The following is a 19,257-nucleotide window of genomic DNA, read 5'->3' as shown; positions in this document are numbered from 1 at the left end:
AGTATTTCAATTTCTTTTTCTGTAAATAGTTTTTTCGTCATTTTGAAATGTCTCCGATTCTCATTTTTCTCTCATTATACAAGAAATACCCTATAGAATAGACCTTTTTTTTAAGTGTCTATCCTATAGGGTACATTTTAGTGTATCAGCTTGCTTTTTTATTGAGAAATTCGTTGAAATTTTGGAAAAGCTCCGCAAGAGCTGTTTTTTGTTGTAAAATAAAAGAAAAGAATGGATATTTCGTTGTAATTCTATGATGGAATGTGATGCGAAAAAAAAGAAATGAACGATAAATATATTTTTTTGTGATTTTATCGGAATTTAGAAACTTTAAAAGGGAAATTTCACACAATTGTCGAACAATTCATGTAGCCTAGAAGCTTACACATGTCGGAAAATTTGATTCGGTGAGGGAGGAAAAGCTGTGGAGAAAATCAAAGTATGTCTTGTGGATGATAATAAAGAATTGGTATCAATGCTAGAAAGTTATGTTGCTGCCCAAGATGATATGGAAGTAATCGGAACGGCTTATAATGGTCAAGAATGTTTAAATTTATTAAAAGAAAAACAACCAGATGTACTCGTTTTAGACATTATTATGCCACATTTAGATGGCCTAGCAGTACTGGAGAAAATGCGACATATTGAACGACTAAAACAACCGAATGTTATTATGTTAACAGCATTTGGGCAAGAAGATGTGACAAAGAAAGCAGTTGATCTAGGAGCTTCTTATTTCATATTAAAACCATTTGATATGGAGAATTTAACGAGTCATATTCGTCAAGTAAGTGGTAAAACAAATGCTGCGATAAAACGCCCACTACCATCTTTCCGATCGGTAACAACAGCAGATGGAAAACCGAAAAATTTAGATGCGAGTATTACGAGCATTATTCACGAAATTGGTGTCCCAGCTCATATTAAAGGATATATGTATTTACGCGAAGCAATTTCTATGGTGTACAACGACATTGAGTTGTTAGGATCTATTACGAAAGTATTATATCCAGATATCGCTAAGAAATATAATACAACTGCAAGTCGTGTGGAACGTGCAATTCGACATGCGATTGAAGTAGCATGGAGCCGTGGGAATATTGATTCTATCTCATCTTTATTCGGTTATACCGTATCCATGTCAAAAGCAAAACCGACGAATTCCGAATTTATTGCAATGGTTGCGGATAAATTAAGGCTTGAACATAAGGCGAGTTGAAATTATTAGTAACGACTCTAATATTATTAGAGAGCGTTGAGCGATACATGTTTTTTCGGACCGATCAATAACTCGGTCGTTTGCTGATGAACACTGTTCTTTTAGTGGTTATGAAAACTATTGAGAGGCGGTGTTTTTTTGTTGTCCTTTTTTTGTTCATTACACACTGCCGCACCATGGTCTTAGTATGCAGATGTATCACTGCAGTTTTCGTCACCCAATGTCGCCACCACCATCTACATCAGAGCTTTGAGGTGCTGGATTATCTTCATTATTTTTATTTTAACGCTCCTTTTTTAAATGATTGTTGTTTAGCCTGATAGTATAGATAGAAGTATTTTCATCTCAGTTCTCGTGATAGAATTATGAAAGGTATTAGGAAGAAAGAGAGAGAAGGATAGTAAAAAGTCCTGCAAATACAGGACTATATTATTCTTCATCGTTATTTTGTTTTTCTAATTCAACTAGTTTTTGAATTAAAATATGCTGCGGCATATGCATAAGTTGTTCAAGTGGAACACCTAACGCTTTTGATAGACGAATTGCAGTATCTGGAGAAATTTGTAATGGTCTCATAGAAGTACCTCCTTTTTCGTATAGTATAGCATAGATTGGGGGAGTAAAGATGACTCTTATATTTGCGCATCGCGGTGCAGCGGGTACGTACCCAGAGAACACAATGATTTCATTTGAAGCTGCTGAATCTTTTGGGGCAAATGGGGTTGAATTAGACGTTCAACTCACGAAAGATGGAAAAGTTGTTGTTATTCATGATGAAACAGTTAATCGGACAACGAATGGAAAAGGAGCAGTAAGAAATTACTTGTATGAAGATTTAAGAAAGTTAAATGCAAGTTATAAATTTAATGAAAAAGTAGGCTTTTGTCATATCCCCTTATTAGAGGAAGTGTTGGATTGGTTAAAATCCAATTCATTGCTCCTGAATATTGAACTTAAAAATAACAAAGTTCCTTATAGAGGATTGGAAGAAGAAGTCATTACACTTGTGAGAAAGTATAGTTTGGAGGAACGGGTTATTTTGTCATCATTTAATCATTACAGCATGAAACATTGTCATATGATGGCACCAGATATTCAAACGGCGATTTTATATCGAGAAGGATTACATAGTCCTTGGGCATATGCGCAAAAGATGGGAGCAACTGCAATTCATCCAAATTATCGCTATCTTCAAGATGCAATTGCGGAATTAACAATGGAGAGTGGAGTAGAGGTTCGTCCGTATACAATTAATGATGAGACAGTGATTCGTAAATATTTTGACATGAATATTTCGGCGATTATTACAGATTATCCGGAAACAGCTAGAGCACTGTTGCAAGATAAAAAATGAGACCTTTCGTGAGAAGGGTCTTAATTTTTATCTTATTATTCTATTCATATCTTAATGGAAGGTTTTGTGAAAATTCGACTCATGGGGAGGGTTTCCTTATCTTCTGAAGCGAGGCTGTACTTTGTTTCGTTTTCGATCACGGTGCAAAATAAAACCACCAAAAAGATAAAAACCGACAGCGAAACAACATGTGCCAATTAGAAATTGTAGCCATAATACAGGGAAGGGAGAAAGTAGAATGCCGAATACAGTATCTCTCATTAATTTAATCCCTAACATGGCTAATGAAATCGGAATAAGTGCTAGGAGAAGGGCAAAGTAACGTTGCATAGAAAATCTCCTTTTCAGATAATTTTGTATATACTAAATGATGAAATATACAATGGGTGTTTGTCAAGAGAAAGAAGAGCGAGTAAGATAAAGGTGTGAAAAAGCTTGCAGAGGTACTTCGAAAGGAAGTGTAATGTATGAAACAAAAAGTTCTCATTATCGGAGCAGGTGAAGGTGGAAGTACAATATTAAGTTTGTTGAGACGTTCAAATATATTTGAAATGATTGGGGTTATTGATATAAATCCAAATGCGAAGGGATTGCAACTTGCAAAAGAGCAATCAATTCCAACTGGAGATCATATAGAGTCTTTTTTAAAAAAACATGTGGACGTCATTTTTGATATGACGGGGGATGAGCATCTACATAAAGTTCTTTTAGAAAAAAAGCATGAACATACATTACTAATACCGGGAAATATTGCTAAGATCGTTACGAAACTCGCTCATGAGAAAGAAGATTTAATTGAAAAATTAAAAGCTCAAACGCAGCAGAAAGATTTGATTTTAAATTCTACACATGATGGTATGATCGTTGTTAATAAAGAAGGGATTATAAAATTATTTAATAAAAGTGCAGCGCGAATGACAGGTTATACAACAAGTGAAGCTACTGGAAAATATATTTTAGAAGTAATTCCAACAAGTAAATTACTTCGAATTTTACGGACAAAGCAAATCGAAGTAAATCAGGAACTTACATTGGATAACGGAAAAAAGATTATTACGACGCGCATTCCGATTTTGAAAGAGGATGGAGAAGTTCAAGGAGCATTTGCCGTTTTTAAAGATATTACTGAAGTTGTAAACTTGGCCGAGGAAGTTACGGATTTAAAAGAAATACAAACATTACTAGAAGCAATTATTTATTCATCTGAAGAAGCAATTTCTGTTGTAGATGAGAAAGGGAGAGGGATTGTTATAAATCCTGCCTATACAAAATTAACAGGTCTGTCAGAAGAAGATATAATTGGAAAACCTGCAACGACTGACATTGTAGAGGGAGAGAGTATGCATATGAAGGTACTTCGTACGCGTAGGGCTGTGCGGGGAATTCATATGAAAATTGGACAAAAAAAGCGAGATGTAATTGTAAATGTTGCCCCGGTTATTGTTGATGGAATATTAAAAGGTAGTGTAGGGGTGATTCGTGACGTCTCAGAAATACAAAAATTAACAAATGATTTACATCGAGCGAGACAAATTATTCGAACACTCGAAGCAAAATATTCTTTTGATGATATTGTTGGAGTTTCGGATGAAATAATGGCGGCGATAGAGCAAGCGAAACTTGGGGCGAATACGCCAGCGACAGTATTGCTTCGAGGAGAATCAGGAACAGGGAAAGAATTATTTGCGCATGCGATTCATAATGGTAGTAATCGAAAATACAATAAATTTGTTCGTGTAAACTGCGCTGCAATTTCAGACAATCTGTTAGAAAGCGAATTGTTTGGCTATGAAGAAGGGGCGTTTTCTGGTGCAAAAAGGGGTGGGAAACGAGGACTCTTTGAAGAAGCGAATAATGGAAGTATATTTTTAGATGAGATTGGAGAATTATCTGCTAGTACACAAGCGAAATTACTTCGAGTGCTACAAGAAAAAGAAATTGTAAAAGTTGGAGGAACAAAGGCGATTCCAATTAATGTAAGAGTGATTGCTGCAACTCATGTAAATTTAGAAAAAGCGATTTTAGAAGGAGAATTTCGAGAAGATTTATATTATCGTTTAAATAAAATTCCAATTCAAATTCCGTCTCTTCGCCAACGGAAAGAGGATATTCCTTTTATCGCAGAAAGATTAATTCAAAAGATTAATCAAGATTATGGGCGTAATGTAGAGGGAGTAACAAAAGCAGCAATTGAGTATTTACAATCATATGATTGGCCTGGAAATGTGCGGGAGCTGGAAAATATTTTGGGACGAGCGATTATTTTTATGAGTTACAATGAAGTTTATATTGATGTACATCATTTACCTTCTTTGCATAAAGATGAACAAGTTGAATTAAAGGCGAATCGTTTATTACCAGAATTAGAAGAAAAGTCTCTTGAACATTTAGTTACAGAGTTTGAGGGGAATATTATCCGGGAATATTTAGATAAATTTAATGGCAATAAGACAAAAACGGCAAAAGCTTTAGGTATTTCAGTACGAAACTTGTATTATAAGTTAGAAAAATACGAGTCTGCAAAAAATAGCATGCAATAAATTGCGCACTATGCAATTTATTGCATGGTGTATAAAAAACGACAAATTAGGACAGAATATTCTGTTATTTTTTAAATTGTTGATTCTACTATGTTTTGTATGCGTTTTCATTATTGGTAAGACCACTTTAGAAAGTTGGCATGGTATTTGCTTTATACATAGATGAGGGACGACGGAAAGGGTTGATTACAAAATATGAAGTTAAAACACTTAATTGATCGAGTAGCAGAACAGCCAAAGAAAACAGTGGCTGTAGCAGTAGCGGAAGATCATGAAGTAATTGAAGCAGTAGCAAAAGCAATTCAATTACAGTTAGCTCAATTTCGTCTATATGGAAATCAAGAAAAGATTATGAGTATGCTACAAGAGTATCGTTTACAATCATCTGAAGACATTGCGGTGATTGCAACACTTTCTAGTGCTGAAGCTGCAGAACTGTCTGTTAAAGCTGTAAGAAATGGTGAAGCAGATGTACTTATGAAAGGAAACATTCCTACAGCAAATATATTGAAGGCAGTACTCAATAAAGAGTGGGGGCTTCGAAAAGGCGGCGTTCTTTCACATGTTGCAGTTTTTGAGGTTCCGAATTATGATCGCTTTATTTTTGTTACGGATGCAGCGATGAATATTGCACCTGATGTAACACAAAAAGCAGCTATTATACAAAATACGGTGGAAGTTGCCCGGGCAATAGGGAATGATTTGCCGAAAGTAGCTCCAATTGCAGCTGTGGAAGTGATTAATCCAGCAATGCAAGCGACAATTGATGCAGCGATGTTAACGCAAATGAATCGCCGTGGACAAATTAAAGATTGTATTGTGGATGGACCGCTCGCTTTAGATAATGCGGTATCTCAAATTGCAGCAGAACATAAAGGTATAGCAAGTGATGTAGCAGGTAAGGCAGATATTTTACTCGTCCCAACAATTGAAGCTGGAAATGTGCTATATAAATCACTCGTTTATTTTGCAAAGGCAAATGTAGGAGCAATGATTGCGGGCGCAAAAGCACCGATTATATTAACATCGCGTGCTGATTCAGCAGAAACAAAAGTATATTCGTTAGCTTTGGCAATTGCCACTGCTTCTAAATAAACCAATAAGGGGAAAACAATTAGGGGGAAATGACAATGGCATTAGAAATATTCGAATACTTAGAAAAATACGATTATGAGCAAGTAGTATTTTGTCAAGATAAAGAATCTGGATTAAAAGCAATTATTGCAATTCATGATACAACACTTGGACCAGCTCTTGGTGGAACAAGAATGTGGACATATGATTCTGAAGAAGCGGCGATTGAAGATGCACTGCGTCTTGCAAAAGGGATGACATATAAAAATGCAGCAGCTGGTTTAAATCTTGGTGGTGCAAAAACAGTTATTATCGGCGACCCAAGAAAAGATAAAAGCGAAGCGATGTTCCGAGCGCTTGGACGTTACATTCAAGGGTTAAACGGACGCTACATTACAGCAGAAGATGTTGGTACAACAGTAGATGATATGGATATTATCCATGAAGAAACAGATTTTGTAACAGGTATTTCACCTTCATTCGGTTCTTCTGGAAATCCATCACCGGTAACTGCATATGGGGTATACCGTGGTATGAAGGCAGCTGCGAAAGAAGCTTTTGGAACAGATAGCTTAGAAGGTAAAGTGATTGCTGTTCAAGGTGTTGGAAATGTGGCGTATCACCTTTGCAAACATTTACATGCTGAATCAGCACAATTAATTGTTACAGATATTAATAAAGAAGCGGTACAACGCGCAGTAGAAGAATTTGGAGCAACAGCAGTAGAACCAAACGAAATTTATGGTGTTGAATGTGATATTTATGCACCATGTGCGCTAGGTGCAACAATTAATGATGAAACAATCCCACAATTTAAAGCAAAGGTAATCGCAGGTTCTGCAAATAACCAATTAAAAGAAGACCGTCATGGTGATATTATTCATGAAATGGGAATTGTATACGCACCAGATTATGTTATTAATGCAGGCGGCGTAATTAACGTAGCTGATGAATTATATGGATACAATAGAGAACGTGCATTAAAACGTGTAGAGTCTATTTATGACACAATCGAAAAAGTGATTGAAATTTCAAAGCGTGATTCTGTTCCAACTTACGTGGCAGCAGATCGTCTAGCTGAAGAGCGTATTGCAAGCTTAAAAAATACTCGTAGCACATATTTACGCAACGGTCACGATATTATTAGCCGTCGCTAATCTTTCATATACAACTTCTACAAAAGCTGTGGTTACCTCTCATGAGGTTTCCACTGTCTTTTGAATTTATAGGTGGGGGTAGCAACATTGTCGGTAAATCGAATCCTTGTTATTAATCCTGGTAGTACATCTACAAAAATAGGTGTTTTTGATAATGAGAGACCTGTTTTAGAAGAAACGATTCGCCATGATACAGGAGAAATTAAGAAATATAAGCGAATTATTGATCAATATGAATTTCGAAAAGAAACAATTCTAGAAATTCTTCATTCTCATGGCATCAATATTTCGAAATTAAGCGCTGTTTGCGGTCGTGGAGGATTGCTTCGTCCTATTGAAGGTGGTACATATACAGTGAATGAAGCAATGTTAGAAGATTTAAAAAATGGATATAGCGGGCATCATGCTTCTAATCTTGGTGGGATTTTAGCCTATGAAATTGCTTCAGGATTAAATATTCCTGCATTCATTGTTGACCCAGTTGTCGTAGATGAAATGGAGCCAATCGCTCGGATTAGTGGAATTGCTGGTATGGAACGAAAAAGTATTTTTCATGCATTAAATCAAAAAGCAGTAGCACGTAAAGTTGCAGCAGAAATTGGGCATAAATATGAAGATTTAAATTTGATTATTGCACATATGGGTGGCGGAATTACAGTTGGTGCTCATAAAAATGGCAAAGTCATTGATGTAAATAATGGTCTAAATGGAGAAGGGCCATTTAGTCCAGAGCGTGCTGGGACAGTGCCTGTAGGTCAATTGATAGAAATGTGTTTTTCTGGAAATTATTACCGTGACGAAATGATGAAAAAGATTGTTGGACAAGGCGGCTTAGTAAGTCTTATTGGTACAAATGATGCGATTAAAGTAGAAAATATGGTTGAAAAAGGTGATCCTGAAGCAACTCTTATTTACAAAGCAATGGCTTATCAAGTTGCGAAAGAAATTGGAGGAGCAAGCGCAGTTCTTCATGGGAAAATCGATGCGATTGTATTAACTGGTGGACTTGCGTATAGCAAAATTCTAATAAATGAAATAAAAGAACGAGTGAATTGGATTGCAGATGTCATTGTGCATCCTGGAGAAGATGAGTTACAAGCATTAGCGGAAGGAGCCCTTCGTGTATTACGGGAAGAAGAAGCTCCAAAAGAGTATGTTGTACGAGAAAAAGAAACGGTAGCTAGGGGTTGAGAGAATGGCAAAAGAATATGATTTAGTCATCGTTGGCGGCGGAACAGGTGGATATGTTGCTGCTATTCGTGCATCGCAGTTAGGACTAAAAACAGCTCTTGTTGAAAAGGATCATCTTGGTGGCACGTGCTTGCATAAAGGGTGTATTCCAAGCAAAGCTTTACTCCGTAGTGCGGAAGTATATGCAACCGCTAAAAAGGGAGAAGAGTTTGGTGTTGTGACAAGTAATGTAGAGTTAAATTTTGCGAAAGTACAAGAGCGTAAGGGAAAAATTGTAGCGCAACTTCATAAAGGGGTTCAGCACTTAATGAAGCAAGGGAAAATTGATGTATTTGAAGGGATTGGTCGTATACTAGGTCCATCAATTTTCTCACCGATGCCAGGAACAATTTCGGTTGAATTTACAAATGGTGAAGAGAATGAAATGTTAATTCCGAAAAATGTAATTATTGCAACTGGTTCCCGTCCAAACTCGTTACCTGGATTAGAATTAGACGGAGAATACGTTATGTCCTCGGATCACGCCTTGAAAATGGAAACTCTTCCTAAGTCTATTATTATTGTTGGCGGTGGCGTAATTGGAATCGAATGGGCATCTATGCTTGCTGATTTTGGCGTAGAAGTGACGATATTAGAATATGCAAAACATGTTCTTCCACTTGAGGATCAAGATGTGTCAAAAGAAATGCAACGTCTCTTAAAGAAAAAAGGAATTAAGGTGGTGACGGGTGCAAAAGTATTACCAGAAACATTAGGAAAAGATAATGGAGTAACTATACAGGCAGAACATAATGGTGAAAAGAAAGAATTTCAAGCAGAAAAAATGCTTGTATCTGTGGGAAGACAAGCCAATACACAAAATATCGGATTGGAAAATACAGATATCGTTGTGGAAAAAGGATACATTCAAACAAATGAATTTTATCAAACGAAAGAATCTCACATTTATGCAATTGGTGATGTAATCGGAGGATTACAACTTGCACATGTGGCTTCACATGAAGGGATCGTTGCCGTAGAGCATATTGCTGGAAAAGATGTTATGCCAATTGATTACTCTATGGTATCAAAATGTGTTTATAGCAATCCGGAAGTTGCATCTGTTGGTTTAACAGAACAAGAGGCAAAAGAAAAAGGCTATAAGCTAAAGGTAGGTAAGTTCTCATTCCGTGCAATCGGAAAGGCACTTGTATATGGAGAGTCAGATGGGTTTGTGAAACTTGTGGTTGATGAAGAAACCAATGATATTCTTGGTGTCCATATGATTGGTCCACATGTAACAGATATGATTTCTGAAGCTGGCCTTGCAAGAGTGTTGGATGCAACACCTTGGGAAGTGGCACATACAATTCATCCGCATCCATCATTATCAGAAGCGATTGGTGAAGCAGCACTAGCTGTAGATGGAAAAGCGTTACACGCATAAAAATGTGGATTTAGGAGGTTATGAAAAATGGCAGAAGTAAAAGAAAAACGCCATGAAGCGCTTGGCTTAAGTGATGAGCAAGTATTAGAAATGTACCGTACGATGTTACTTGCACGTAAAATTGATGAACGCATGTGGTTATTAAACCGTGCGGGTAAAATTCCATTCGTAATTTCTTGTCAAGGACAAGAAGCGGCGCAAGTAGGAGCAGCGTTTGCACTCGATCGTGAAAAAGATTATGTATTACCTTACTATCGTGATATGGGCGTAGTATTAACATTTGGTATGACAGCAAAAGAACTGATGTTATCTGGATTTGCAAAAGCGGAAGATCCAAACTCAGGTGGTCGTCAAATGCCTGGTCACTTTGGACAGAAGAAAAATCGTATTGTAACAGGATCGTCTCCGGTTACAACGCAAGTACCACATGCCGTTGGGATTGCTTTAGCGGGAAAAATGGAGAAAAAAGATTTAGTAACGTTTGTAACATTTGGTGAAGGTTCTTCTAACCAAGGTGATTTCCACGAAGGTGCGAACTTTGCTGGTGTACATAAGCTACCTGTCATCTTTATGTGTGAAAATAACAAATATGCCATTTCAGTACCACTTGAAAAGCAATTAGCATGTAAAAATGTATCAGATCGTGCGATTGGATATGGTATGCCAGGATATACGGTAGACGGAAATGACCCACTTGCAGTATATCAAGCTGTAAAAGAGGCGGCAGAACGCGGCAGACGCGGGGAAGGCCCAACGTTAATTGAGACTGTATCATATCGTTTAACAGCACATTCAAGTGATGATGACGATCGTGTATATCGCGATAAAGAAGAGGTGGAAGAAGCGAAGAAGAAAGATTCAATCTTTACATTTGCTGCTTATTTAAAAGAAGTAGGTTTATTGACAGAAGAATCCGAAAAACAAATGTTAGATGAAATTATGCATATCGTAAATGAAGCAACAGAATATGCAGAAAATGCTCCGTATGCAGCACCTGAAGATGCATTGAAGCACGTATACGCAGAATAGGGGGGAACGTTTCATGGCTGTAATGTCTTATATTGACGCGATTACATTGGCAATGCGTGAAGAAATGGAACGCGATGAGAAAGTATTTGTATTAGGAGAGGACGTTGGTAAAAAAGGTGGCGTATTTAAAGCGACAACTGGATTGTATGATCAATTCGGCGAAGAGCGTGCGCTCGATACACCGCTTGCAGAATCTGCAATTGCAGGAGTAGCAATCGGAGCGGCAATGTATGGTATGCGTCCGATTGCGGAAATGCAATTTGCTGATTTTATTATGCCAGCGGTGAACCAAATTGTGTCTGAAGCAGCAAGAATTCGCTATCGTTCTAATAACGACTGGACTTGTCCATTAACGATACGTGCACCATTTGGTGGCGGTGTTCATGGTGCTTTGTATCATTCACAATCCGTAGAAGCATTATTTGCAAACCAACCAGGTTTAAAAATAGTAATTCCTTCTACACCATATGATGCAAAAGGATTATTAAAAGCGGCGATTCGTGATGAAGATCCAGTATTATTCTTTGAACATAAACGTGCATATCGTTTAATTAAAGGCGAAGTACCAGAAGATGACTACGTATTACCGATTGGAAAAGCAGATGTAAAACGTGAAGGCGATGATATTACTGTTATCACATATGGATTATGTGTTCATTTTGCTCTTCAAGCTGCTGAAAAGTTAGCAAAAGATGGCATTTCTGCACATATTCTTGACTTGCGTACTGTATATCCATTAGATAAGGAAGCAATTATTGAAGCTGCTTCAAAAACAGGTAAAGTTCTTCTTGTAACGGAAGATAATAAAGAAGGAAGTATTATGAGCGAAGTATCCGCGATTATCGCTGAAAATTGTCTGTTTGATTTAGATGCACCAATTGCACGTCTTGCAGGTCCAGACGTTCCGGCGATGCCATATGCACCAACAATGGAAAAATTCTTTATGGTAAATCCAGATAAAGTTGAAAAAGCAATGCGTGAACTTGCGGAATTTTAATCGGGGGGACTATACATGGCTGTAGAAAATATTACAATGCCTCAGCTCGGGGAGAGCGTAACAGAAGGTACAATTAGCAAATGGCTTGTAAATGTTGGGGATCATGTGAATAAATATGATCCAATCGCAGAAGTAATGACAGATAAGGTAAATGCAGAAGTACCATCTTCTTTCACCGGGGTTGTGAAAGAGTTAGTTGCAGCGGAAGGAGACACACTTGCTGTAGGGGAAGTTGTTTGTGTCATTCAAGTAGAGGGAGCAGATGAAGTAGCAGCAACAGCTGTAGAAGAGAAAACGAAAGAGGAAGCAAAAGCAGAGGTTATCTCAGCTGAAAAAGTAGCAAAAACAAAGCAACCAACTGACGGGAAACCTCGTTATTCTCCAGCGGTATTAAAGCTTGCAGGTGAACATAATATCGATTTAAATGTAGTAGAAGGTACAGGAGCAAATGGACGCATTACACGTAAAGATATTTTGAAACTTGTGGAATCAGGAAATATTCCGCAAGCGGATGCGAAAAAAGAGGAAGTAGCTGTATCAACACCTACTCCTCAAGAAGCGCCAAAAGCAGAAGAGAAAGCGCCAGTACAAAAAACAGAAGCGAAACCAGTATCTGTACCAACCGTACCTGGTGATATTGAAATTCCAGTAACAGGTGTGCGTAAAGCTATTGCTGCGAATATGTTACGCAGTAAACATGAGGCACCTCACGCTTGGATGATGATTGAAGTAGATGTGACAGATCTTGTATCGTATCGTAACGCAATTAAAAATGAATTTAAGAAACGTGAAGGCTTTAACTTAACATTCTTTGCATTCTTCGTAAAAGCAGTTGCACAAGCGTTAAAAGAATACCCGCAAATTAATTCTATGTGGGCTGGTGATAAAATCGTTCAGAAGAAAGATATTAACCTTTCTATTGCTGTTGCAACAGAAGAGGAATTATTTGTTCCAGTGATTAAACATGCAGACGAAAAAACAATTAAAGGTATTGCTCGTGAAATTACGGAGCTTGCAACGAAAGTTCGTACAAAATCATTAAAACCAGATGAAATGCAAGGCGGTACATTTACAATTAATAACACAGGATCATTTGGTTCTGTTCAATCTATGGGTATTATTAACCATCCACAAGCTGCTATTTTACAAGTAGAATCAATTGTAAAACGTCCGGTTATTATGGATAACGGCATGTTTGGGGCACGTGACATGGTTAATTTATGTTTATCGCTTGATCATCGCGTACTTGACGGTTTGATCTGTGGCAAGTTCTTAGGTCGAGTGAAAGAGATTTTAGAAAATATGTCAGCGGAGAATACATCTGTATATTAATAAAAAGCTCGCGAAATGCGAGCTTTTTACATTTGTACAAAAGGTGATATCTTTCATTTCTATCTTAATATCTGACAATGAGTCATAATGTAGAAAGAATTTATGAAAATACATTGCTGATATCTGGTATATAGATATAAAATAAAAAAAGAATAATCTTTTGCCAAATCTTACTGATGAAACTATAGTATAATATATTGTATTGTATGAAAAAGAGAGGTATTCTATATAAGTGTTTCATAGATAATCTGTAATCAGTCGTCAAAACATGCATAATGTTGACTCCTGGTTTTTTATTTTGCTGTAACAATGTTTCAGGAGGATGTCATGAAAAGAAGTACCGAATTTCTAAAAAGTTTAGATGTAAAGTTAATTTTAATTTTGTTTGCACTATGTGTTACAAGTATAGCGGCTATATATAGCAGTCAACAAACTGGACAATATGGGGATTCAAACTTCGCTTTGAAACAAGGTGTAAACTATATCATAGGGGTTGTCTTGTTACTCCTTGTTGCTAGCGTTGACTTAGATCAACTGCAAAAATTGTCCTGGCCACTCTATATTGTTGGATTTGGTTCATTAATAATTTTGAAGGTATTGCCAACATCGAGCTTTACACCTGAAAAGTTAGGGGCAAAAAGATGGTTTATTTTCCCTGGTATCGGACAAATTCAACCATCTGAGTTTTTCAAAATTTCATTGCTTCTCATCGTTGCAAGTTTAGCGGTGAAACATAATGCACAATATGTGATCCGGACATTTCAAACAGATTTAATATTATTAGGAAAAATTATGTTAGTGTCACTTCCTCCTACGGTAGTTGTATATAGCCAACCAGATACAGGTATGGTGTTCTTATATGCAGCTGCGATCGCGTGTATTTTGTTTATGTCAGGGATTCAAAAGAAGTTAATTGCGTTATGTACAGTTATTCCGGTGACTATATTGTCTACATTAATATTTATATACGTAAAGTATCCAGATTTTTTCTTTAATAAATTAGTTACAATGTTAAAACCTCACCAACAATCACGTATTTTAGGTTGGTTAGATCCATTTGAACATACAGATCAAGGGTATCAAACACAGCAATCCATTTTAGCTGTTGGCAGTGGAGGAATGGAAGGAAAAGGATTTGGCGGTGGAAATGTTTATATTCCAGAGAAACATACTGATTTTATCTTTGCTACGATTGCTGAAGAAGGTGGATTTATCATTGCCGCTCTAGTTATATTCTTGTTTCTTTTACTACTTTATCGAACAATTATTATTGGTTATTCTGCTGATAATCTATTCGGTACATTATTATGTGCTGGAACAATAGGCATATTAACGATTCAAATCTTCCAAAATGTTGGTATGATTGTTGGGTTAATGCCTGTAAAAGGGATTGCACTTCCATTTTTATCATATGGAGGGAGCTCTTTATTCTCGAATATGATTATGATGGGACTCATATTATCGGTACGGAAAACATATAAAAAGTATATGTTTTCCGTTAAGTAACATCTTTAAAAGAAGTTGGTTTGTTTCAGAACAAATCAACTTCTTTTATATATCCTCTCAATTAGCAAGCGCGCATGGCTGAGTTCTATAGAACGAGCAATTCTAGCATATAGATTTTTAAGAATAATTGCACAATTGAGGTGTTGTATTCGCATGATTGTTATTTGCTATGAAGAACTGCAGTTCAATGATTATGACGTTCATATTTAACATACGTGGTAGTTGAATAGGGGGAGACAAGACTCCATTTGAACTGTTCTGCTAACAACAATTGATGAAAGATACACGCATTTTATCATTTTCTACATATGATACAATAGTGTGGACAAAGAAATAACAAAAGGGAGGTGTTTCGATGGGATATGTAGAGGAGTTACGAAAAATAGTTGGTCATCGCCCTTTAATTTTAGTTGGCGCTGTTGTACTTGTAATCAATAAAAAGGGAGAAGTTTTATTACAACAAAGAACAGAGCCGTATGGAAAATGGGGATTGCCCGGTGGCCTAATGGAACTTGGCGAATCACCAGAAGAAACAGCTTACCGCGAAGTTTATGAAGAGACAGGGATTCATGTTAAGAATTTGCGTTTAATTCATGTATTTTCTGGAGCCAACTATTTTACAAAACTAGCGAACGGGGATGAATTTCAATCGGTAACAACAGCTTATTATACAGATGAATATGAAGGAAACCTCAATATGAACACAGCAGAGGCTGTTCAGCTTGCATTCTTTCCAATAAGAGAACTTCCTGATTATATGGTAGGATCGCACAAAAAAATAATTGAAACGTATGAAAAAATAGAAAAAGAAAATAAAAATGCGATATAATAGCTGTAGAAATACAAAAACACAGTTCGGTTGGTAGTCCGGACGCATACGAGTATGTCAGTAACCTTCCCCTCCGGGATGTCCAGTATTTCTGAATCTTTTTTTAGGAGGGGCTGTCGATGGAATTGACAGTATATCACGATGGTCAATACTTTGTTGGAATTATTACGAAAAACGAAAAAGGAAAATTGTATGGAGCGCGTTATATTTTTGGAACAGAGCCATCAGATGAGGAAATTCTCTCATTTGTTAATGGAAAGATGGTCACTTATTTTCAAAATTTTGCTCGCTATGGGGTTGAAGTGAGAACGAAGCAAAGGCCCAAAAATATAAAGCGTCTTATCAGGCAAGCAGCAAAAGGAGTCAATGTCTCGCGTCTTACAAAAGCACAGGAAGCAATCCAATTGTCATATGAATTGCGTAAGAAAGAGAAACAGGTGCTCGCAAAGGAACAACGCGAAGCAGAAAAGCGAAGAAAACGTCTTATGAAAGTACAAAAGGCAAAGCAAAAGCGTCGTGGTCATTAAGAAAAAATCTTAGAGCCTCTTGCTCTAGGATTTTTTTAGATTTAACAACAAAACTAGGAAGTTTACTTGTATTTCGGAAATAGTTACTGGTAAGATACAAATAGGTACACTTAGAGGAGGGAACATTTTGATTAACTTTAATTTTTTTATGAATGATGTCGTTCGTCAAGCTCGCGAAGAAATCGTCTCCGCTGGATATACAGAATTAACAACGCCAGAAGCAGTTGATGAAGCATTGAAAAGAAAAGGTACAACACTTGTAATGGTAAACTCTGTATGTGGCTGTGCAGGCGGAATTGCTCGCCCTGCTGCTGCACATTCTGTTCATTATGATAAACGTCCAGATCATCTCGTAACAGTATTTGCAGGACAAGATAAAGAAGCAACAGCACGTGCACGTGAATATTTTGAAGGATATCCACCTTCCTCTCCATCTTTTGCCTTATTAAAAGACGGAAAGATTGTAACAATGGTAGAGCGCCACGAAATCGAGGGACATGAACCGATGCAAGTCATTGAAAAATTACAGTCCTATTTTGAAGAGAACTGCGAAGAGCTATAAAATAACAAAAGGTCCGTATACGATAATGTATACGGGCCTTTTTGTTATTTTATTATGTACATGAGAATTGAATAGATGTAAAATCATTTTTATACAACTTTTATGCATAAAAACAATTTATTTCCTTGTTTTAACCGTCATTATATTTATTTTTATTTTAATTATTGCATAAAAATAAAATGACTGCTACAATACAAACAACGAATAAAAATTCTTATAAACTGTTAAACATACAATATTAGGGGGAAGAAATATGAAGAAGGTATTATCGATTTCAATTGCACTTATTTTAATTTTAAGTATGTTTAGTGCATGTAGTAAAGGAGAGGAAAAAGAAGTAGGTGCTGACAAAAATAAAAAGGTGCTTATTATGGGGACTTCAGCAGATTATAAACCGTATGAATATGTGGAAGCATCAAAAAGTGATGAGATTATTGGATTTGATGTCGATATTGCAAAATATATTGGAAAAGAACTTGGATATGAAGTGAAAGTGAAAGATATGGATTTTGGAGGATTGTTAGCATCGCTCAGTTCAGGAAAAGTAGATTTTGTTATGGCCGGTATGACACCAACAGCAGAACGTAAAGAAAATGCAGATTTCACAGATATTTATTTCGTTGCTAAAAATATGATTGTTTCCAAGAAAGATTCTAATATTAAGTCATTGCAAGATTTGAAAGGGAAAAAGGTAGGAGTACAAACTGGTTCTATTCAAGAAGAAAAAGCAAATGAGTTCAAAAAACAAGTGGATCTTAAAGCGGAAGGACGCGACCGTGTACCAGAAATTGTACAAGAAATTAAAGCAGGACGTTTTGATGCTGCTATTTTAGAAGATACGATTGCTAAACATTATTTAGAAAAGGTAAAAGGTTTACAAGGGATTGAAATTCAGGAAGCACCAGAAGAAGTAGGGGCAGCGATTGCTCTTCCAAAAAATAGCGATAAAACAGCAGAGTTTAATAAAGTGATTCAGAAGATGAAAGAAAATGGTGAAATGAATAAATTAGTGAAAAAATGGTTTGGCAGCGAAAAATAAGCTGCCTTTCTATCTTCTGAGAGAGGAATGAACAAAACATGAATCTAGATTTTTCGGCAATAACGCCATCGATACCATATATATTAAAAGGACTAGAAGTTACATTAAAAATTGTAGCTGTTTCAGCTTTAATTGGTTTTATATTAGGGACACTATTAGCTCTTTGTAAGATTGCTAGAATTCGAGTTTTAAATGTTGCAGCGGATCTATATACATCCATATTTCGTGGAACACCACTTGTTTTGCAATTAATGATTATATATTTTGGTGTACCACAAATGATTGGATATGATATTCCAGCTTTTTTAGCCGCAGTCATTGCATTTAGCTTAAATTCAGGTGCATATATGTCTGAGGTCATTCGCGCCGGGATTCAAGCGATTGATAAAGGGCAGACCGAAGCAGCGATAGCGCTAGGTGTACCGTATGGGAAAATGATGAGACATATTATATTACCACAAGCATTAAAAAATATATTACCTGCGCTTGTGAATGAATTTGCAACACTGACGAAGGAATCGGCTGTAGTAACAGTAATTGGTGCAACAGATTTAATGCGTCGCGCTTACATTGTGGGTGGTGAAACATTTAAGTATCTTGAACCATTACTTTTTGTTGGGCTTGTTTATTATATTTTAGTGATTGTACTTACAGTAGTTGGGAAAGCAATTGAAGGGAGAATGAAGAAAAGTGATTAAGATTGAAAATCTTCATAAATCATTTGGAGAACATAAAGTATTAAAAGGAATTACGACAACAATTGAAAAGGGAGAAGTTGTTGCAATTGTTGGACCATCTGGATCGGGGAAATCAACTTTTTTACGTTGTATGAATGTATTGGAAACACCGACAAGCGGAAGTATTTGGATCGGAGATAAAGAAGTAACAAATCTGAAAACGAATATGATGAATGTACGTGAAAAAGTCGGAATGGTATTTCAACATTTTCATTTATTCCCACATATGACCGTGCTAGAAAATATTATATATGCTCCCGTGAATGTAAAAGGGATAGCTAAAGGAACTGCGGAACAAAAAGCAATGGAATTATTGGAAAAAGTAGGATTGCTAAATAAGAAGGGGGCATATCCAAATCGCCTATCTGGAGGTCAAAAGCAACGCGTGGCCATCGCTAGAGCATTAGCTATGGAACCGGAAGTGATGTTATTTGATGAACCAACTTCTGCACTGGATCCTGAGATGGTAAAAGAAGTATTGGAAGTAATGAAATCATTAGTGACTACAGGGATGACAATGGTAATTGTGACACATGAAATGGGGTTTGCGAAAGAAGTAGCGGATCGTGTCCTTTTCTTAGATGGTGGGAAACTTGTTGAAGATACAACTCCGCAGCAATTTTTTACAGAGCCAAAGAGCGATCGTGCGAAAGTTTTTTTACAAAAAATATTGTAATGTGTCAAGGTTAAGTGAATAATAAAAGAAAAGGATGACAGTTTGTCGTCCTTTTTTTATAC

19 protein-coding genes are annotated in these 19,257 nt (G+C 36.6%); 17 read left to right on the top strand and 2 right to left on the bottom strand.

Annotation, left to right across the window (positions count from 1 at the left end):
* Positions 1-424: 424 nt before the first annotated feature.
* Positions 425-1,219, top strand: coding sequence for a sporulation transcription factor Spo0A (gene spo0A, locus MR059_RS08895; protein ID WP_012095325.1), 795 nt, complete (start codon positions 425-427; stop codon positions 1,217-1,219).
* A gap of 429 nt (positions 1,220-1,648) precedes the next feature.
* Here spo0A and MR059_RS08890 read toward each other — a convergent pair whose 3' ends face one another.
* On the bottom strand, positions 1,649-1,795 hold the full coding sequence (locus MR059_RS08890; RefSeq protein WP_012095324.1) for a YycC family protein: 147 nt from the start codon (positions 1,793-1,795) through the stop codon (positions 1,649-1,651).
* A gap of 49 nt (positions 1,796-1,844) precedes the next feature.
* Here MR059_RS08890 and MR059_RS08885 point away from each other — a divergent pair, with 49 nt between their 5' ends.
* A complete protein-coding gene (locus MR059_RS08885; RefSeq protein WP_012095323.1) occupies positions 1,845-2,573 on the top strand; it encodes a glycerophosphodiester phosphodiesterase in 729 nt (242 codons plus the stop codon).
* 96 nt (positions 2,574-2,669) lie between these two features.
* Here MR059_RS08885 and MR059_RS08880 read toward each other — a convergent pair whose 3' ends face one another.
* Complete coding sequence (locus MR059_RS08880; protein ID WP_012095322.1) at positions 2,670-2,903, bottom strand: DUF2627 domain-containing protein; 234 nt, start codon at positions 2,901-2,903, stop codon at positions 2,670-2,672.
* Between the two features lie 137 nt (positions 2,904-3,040).
* Here MR059_RS08880 and MR059_RS08875 point away from each other — a divergent pair, with 137 nt between their 5' ends.
* The 15 genes from MR059_RS08875 to MR059_RS08805 all read left to right on the top strand — a co-directional run bounded on the left by MR059_RS08875 (position 3,041) and on the right by MR059_RS08805 (position 19,195).
* Positions 3,041-5,113 carry a sigma-54 interaction domain-containing protein gene (locus tag MR059_RS08875; protein WP_012095321.1) on the top strand — a complete coding sequence of 691 codons (2,073 nt, stop codon included), beginning with the start codon at positions 3,041-3,043 and terminating at the stop codon, positions 5,111-5,113.
* A 195-nt stretch (positions 5,114-5,308) separates the two neighbouring features.
* Positions 5,309-6,208: a phosphate butyryltransferase gene (yqiS, locus tag MR059_RS08870; protein WP_012095320.1), complete on the top strand. Its 900-nt coding sequence runs from the start codon at positions 5,309-5,311 to the stop codon at positions 6,206-6,208.
* A 35-nt stretch (positions 6,209-6,243) separates the two neighbouring features.
* Complete coding sequence (locus tag MR059_RS08865; protein WP_012095319.1) at positions 6,244-7,344, top strand: leucine dehydrogenase; 1,101 nt, start codon at positions 6,244-6,246, stop codon at positions 7,342-7,344.
* Between the two features lie 87 nt (positions 7,345-7,431).
* Positions 7,432-8,535, top strand: coding sequence for a butyrate kinase (gene buk / locus MR059_RS08860; protein ID WP_012095318.1), 1,104 nt, complete (start codon positions 7,432-7,434; stop codon positions 8,533-8,535).
* Positions 8,536-8,539: 4 nt separating this feature from the next.
* Entirely contained in the window at positions 8,540-9,961 is a 1,422-nt protein-coding gene (gene lpdA / locus MR059_RS08855) for a dihydrolipoyl dehydrogenase (RefSeq protein WP_048721689.1), read from the top strand.
* A gap of 27 nt (positions 9,962-9,988) precedes the next feature.
* Positions 9,989-10,990: a 3-methyl-2-oxobutanoate dehydrogenase subunit alpha gene (gene bfmBAA, locus MR059_RS08850; protein WP_012095316.1), complete on the top strand. Its 1,002-nt coding sequence runs from the start codon at positions 9,989-9,991 to the stop codon at positions 10,988-10,990.
* Between the two features lie 13 nt (positions 10,991-11,003).
* On the top strand, positions 11,004-11,987 hold the full coding sequence (gene bfmBAB / locus MR059_RS08845) for a 3-methyl-2-oxobutanoate dehydrogenase subunit beta (protein ID WP_012095315.1): 984 nt from the start codon (positions 11,004-11,006) through the stop codon (positions 11,985-11,987).
* A 15-nt stretch (positions 11,988-12,002) separates the two neighbouring features.
* Positions 12,003-13,319 (top strand): dihydrolipoamide acetyltransferase family protein, encoded by a 1,317-nt coding sequence (locus tag MR059_RS08840; RefSeq protein ID WP_048721691.1) that lies wholly within the window; start codon positions 12,003-12,005, stop codon positions 13,317-13,319.
* 327 nt (positions 13,320-13,646) lie between these two features.
* The gene (locus MR059_RS08835; RefSeq protein WP_048721694.1) at positions 13,647-14,825 is read left to right on the top strand and encodes an FtsW/RodA/SpoVE family cell cycle protein; all 1,179 of its coding nucleotides are present in this window, start codon (positions 13,647-13,649) and stop codon (positions 14,823-14,825) included.
* 355 nt (positions 14,826-15,180) lie between these two features.
* On the top strand, positions 15,181-15,654 hold the full coding sequence (locus MR059_RS08830; protein ID WP_012095312.1) for an NUDIX hydrolase: 474 nt from the start codon (positions 15,181-15,183) through the stop codon (positions 15,652-15,654).
* 119 nt (positions 15,655-15,773) lie between these two features.
* Positions 15,774-16,181 carry a YjdF family protein gene (locus MR059_RS08825; RefSeq protein ID WP_012095311.1) on the top strand — a complete coding sequence of 136 codons (408 nt, stop codon included), beginning with the start codon at positions 15,774-15,776 and terminating at the stop codon, positions 16,179-16,181.
* A 148-nt stretch (positions 16,182-16,329) separates the two neighbouring features.
* Positions 16,330-16,743 (top strand): BrxA/BrxB family bacilliredoxin, encoded by a 414-nt coding sequence (locus MR059_RS08820; RefSeq protein WP_048722048.1) that lies wholly within the window; start codon positions 16,330-16,332, stop codon positions 16,741-16,743.
* A 253-nt stretch (positions 16,744-16,996) separates the two neighbouring features.
* Positions 16,997-17,782, top strand: a complete 786-nt coding sequence (locus MR059_RS08815; protein WP_012095309.1) for a transporter substrate-binding domain-containing protein — start codon at positions 16,997-16,999, stop codon at positions 17,780-17,782.
* A 38-nt stretch (positions 17,783-17,820) separates the two neighbouring features.
* Positions 17,821-18,480, top strand: coding sequence for an amino acid ABC transporter permease (locus MR059_RS08810; protein ID WP_012095308.1), 660 nt, complete (start codon positions 17,821-17,823; stop codon positions 18,478-18,480).
* Positions 18,473-19,195, top strand: coding sequence for an amino acid ABC transporter ATP-binding protein (locus MR059_RS08805; RefSeq protein WP_012095307.1), 723 nt, complete (start codon positions 18,473-18,475; stop codon positions 19,193-19,195). Before MR059_RS08810 ends, MR059_RS08805 begins: the two co-directional genes overlap by 8 nt.
* Positions 19,196-19,257 lie beyond the last annotated feature (62 nt).

It is taken from the genome of Bacillus cereus group sp. BfR-BA-01522 (assembly GCF_022662635.1).
Classification (GTDB): Bacteria; Bacillota; Bacilli; order Bacillales; family Bacillaceae_G; genus Bacillus_A; species Bacillus_A cytotoxicus.
Note: the sequence above shows the minus strand (reverse complement) of the source record. Positions and strands in the feature narration are given on the sequence as shown.

Coding starts and splice junctions, on each gene's coding strand:
- MR059_RS08890 (WP_012095324.1), bottom strand. CDS start 1,795: ATGAGACCATTACAAATTTCTCCAGATACTGCAATTCGTCTATCAAAA.
- MR059_RS08885 (WP_012095323.1), top strand. CDS start 1,845: ATGACTCTTATATTTGCGCATCGCGGTGCAGCGGGTACGTACCCAGAG.
- MR059_RS08880 (WP_012095322.1), bottom strand. CDS start 2,903: ATGCAACGTTACTTTGCCCTTCTCCTAGCACTTATTCCGATTTCATTA.
- MR059_RS08875 (WP_012095321.1), top strand. CDS start 3,041: ATGAAACAAAAAGTTCTCATTATCGGAGCAGGTGAAGGTGGAAGTACA.
- yqiS (WP_012095320.1), top strand. CDS start 5,309: ATGAAGTTAAAACACTTAATTGATCGAGTAGCAGAACAGCCAAAGAAA.
- MR059_RS08865 (WP_012095319.1), top strand. CDS start 6,244: ATGGCATTAGAAATATTCGAATACTTAGAAAAATACGATTATGAGCAA.
- lpdA (WP_048721689.1), top strand. CDS start 8,540: ATGGCAAAAGAATATGATTTAGTCATCGTTGGCGGCGGAACAGGTGGA.
- bfmBAA (WP_012095316.1), top strand. CDS start 9,989: ATGGCAGAAGTAAAAGAAAAACGCCATGAAGCGCTTGGCTTAAGTGAT.
- bfmBAB (WP_012095315.1), top strand. CDS start 11,004: ATGGCTGTAATGTCTTATATTGACGCGATTACATTGGCAATGCGTGAA.
- MR059_RS08840 (WP_048721691.1), top strand. CDS start 12,003: ATGGCTGTAGAAAATATTACAATGCCTCAGCTCGGGGAGAGCGTAACA.
- MR059_RS08835 (WP_048721694.1), top strand. CDS start 13,647: ATGAAAAGAAGTACCGAATTTCTAAAAAGTTTAGATGTAAAGTTAATT.
- MR059_RS08830 (WP_012095312.1), top strand. CDS start 15,181: ATGGGATATGTAGAGGAGTTACGAAAAATAGTTGGTCATCGCCCTTTA.
- MR059_RS08825 (WP_012095311.1), top strand. CDS start 15,774: ATGGAATTGACAGTATATCACGATGGTCAATACTTTGTTGGAATTATT.
- MR059_RS08820 (WP_048722048.1), top strand. CDS start 16,330: ATGAATGATGTCGTTCGTCAAGCTCGCGAAGAAATCGTCTCCGCTGGA.
- MR059_RS08815 (WP_012095309.1), top strand. CDS start 16,997: ATGAAGAAGGTATTATCGATTTCAATTGCACTTATTTTAATTTTAAGT.
- MR059_RS08810 (WP_012095308.1), top strand. CDS start 17,821: ATGAATCTAGATTTTTCGGCAATAACGCCATCGATACCATATATATTA.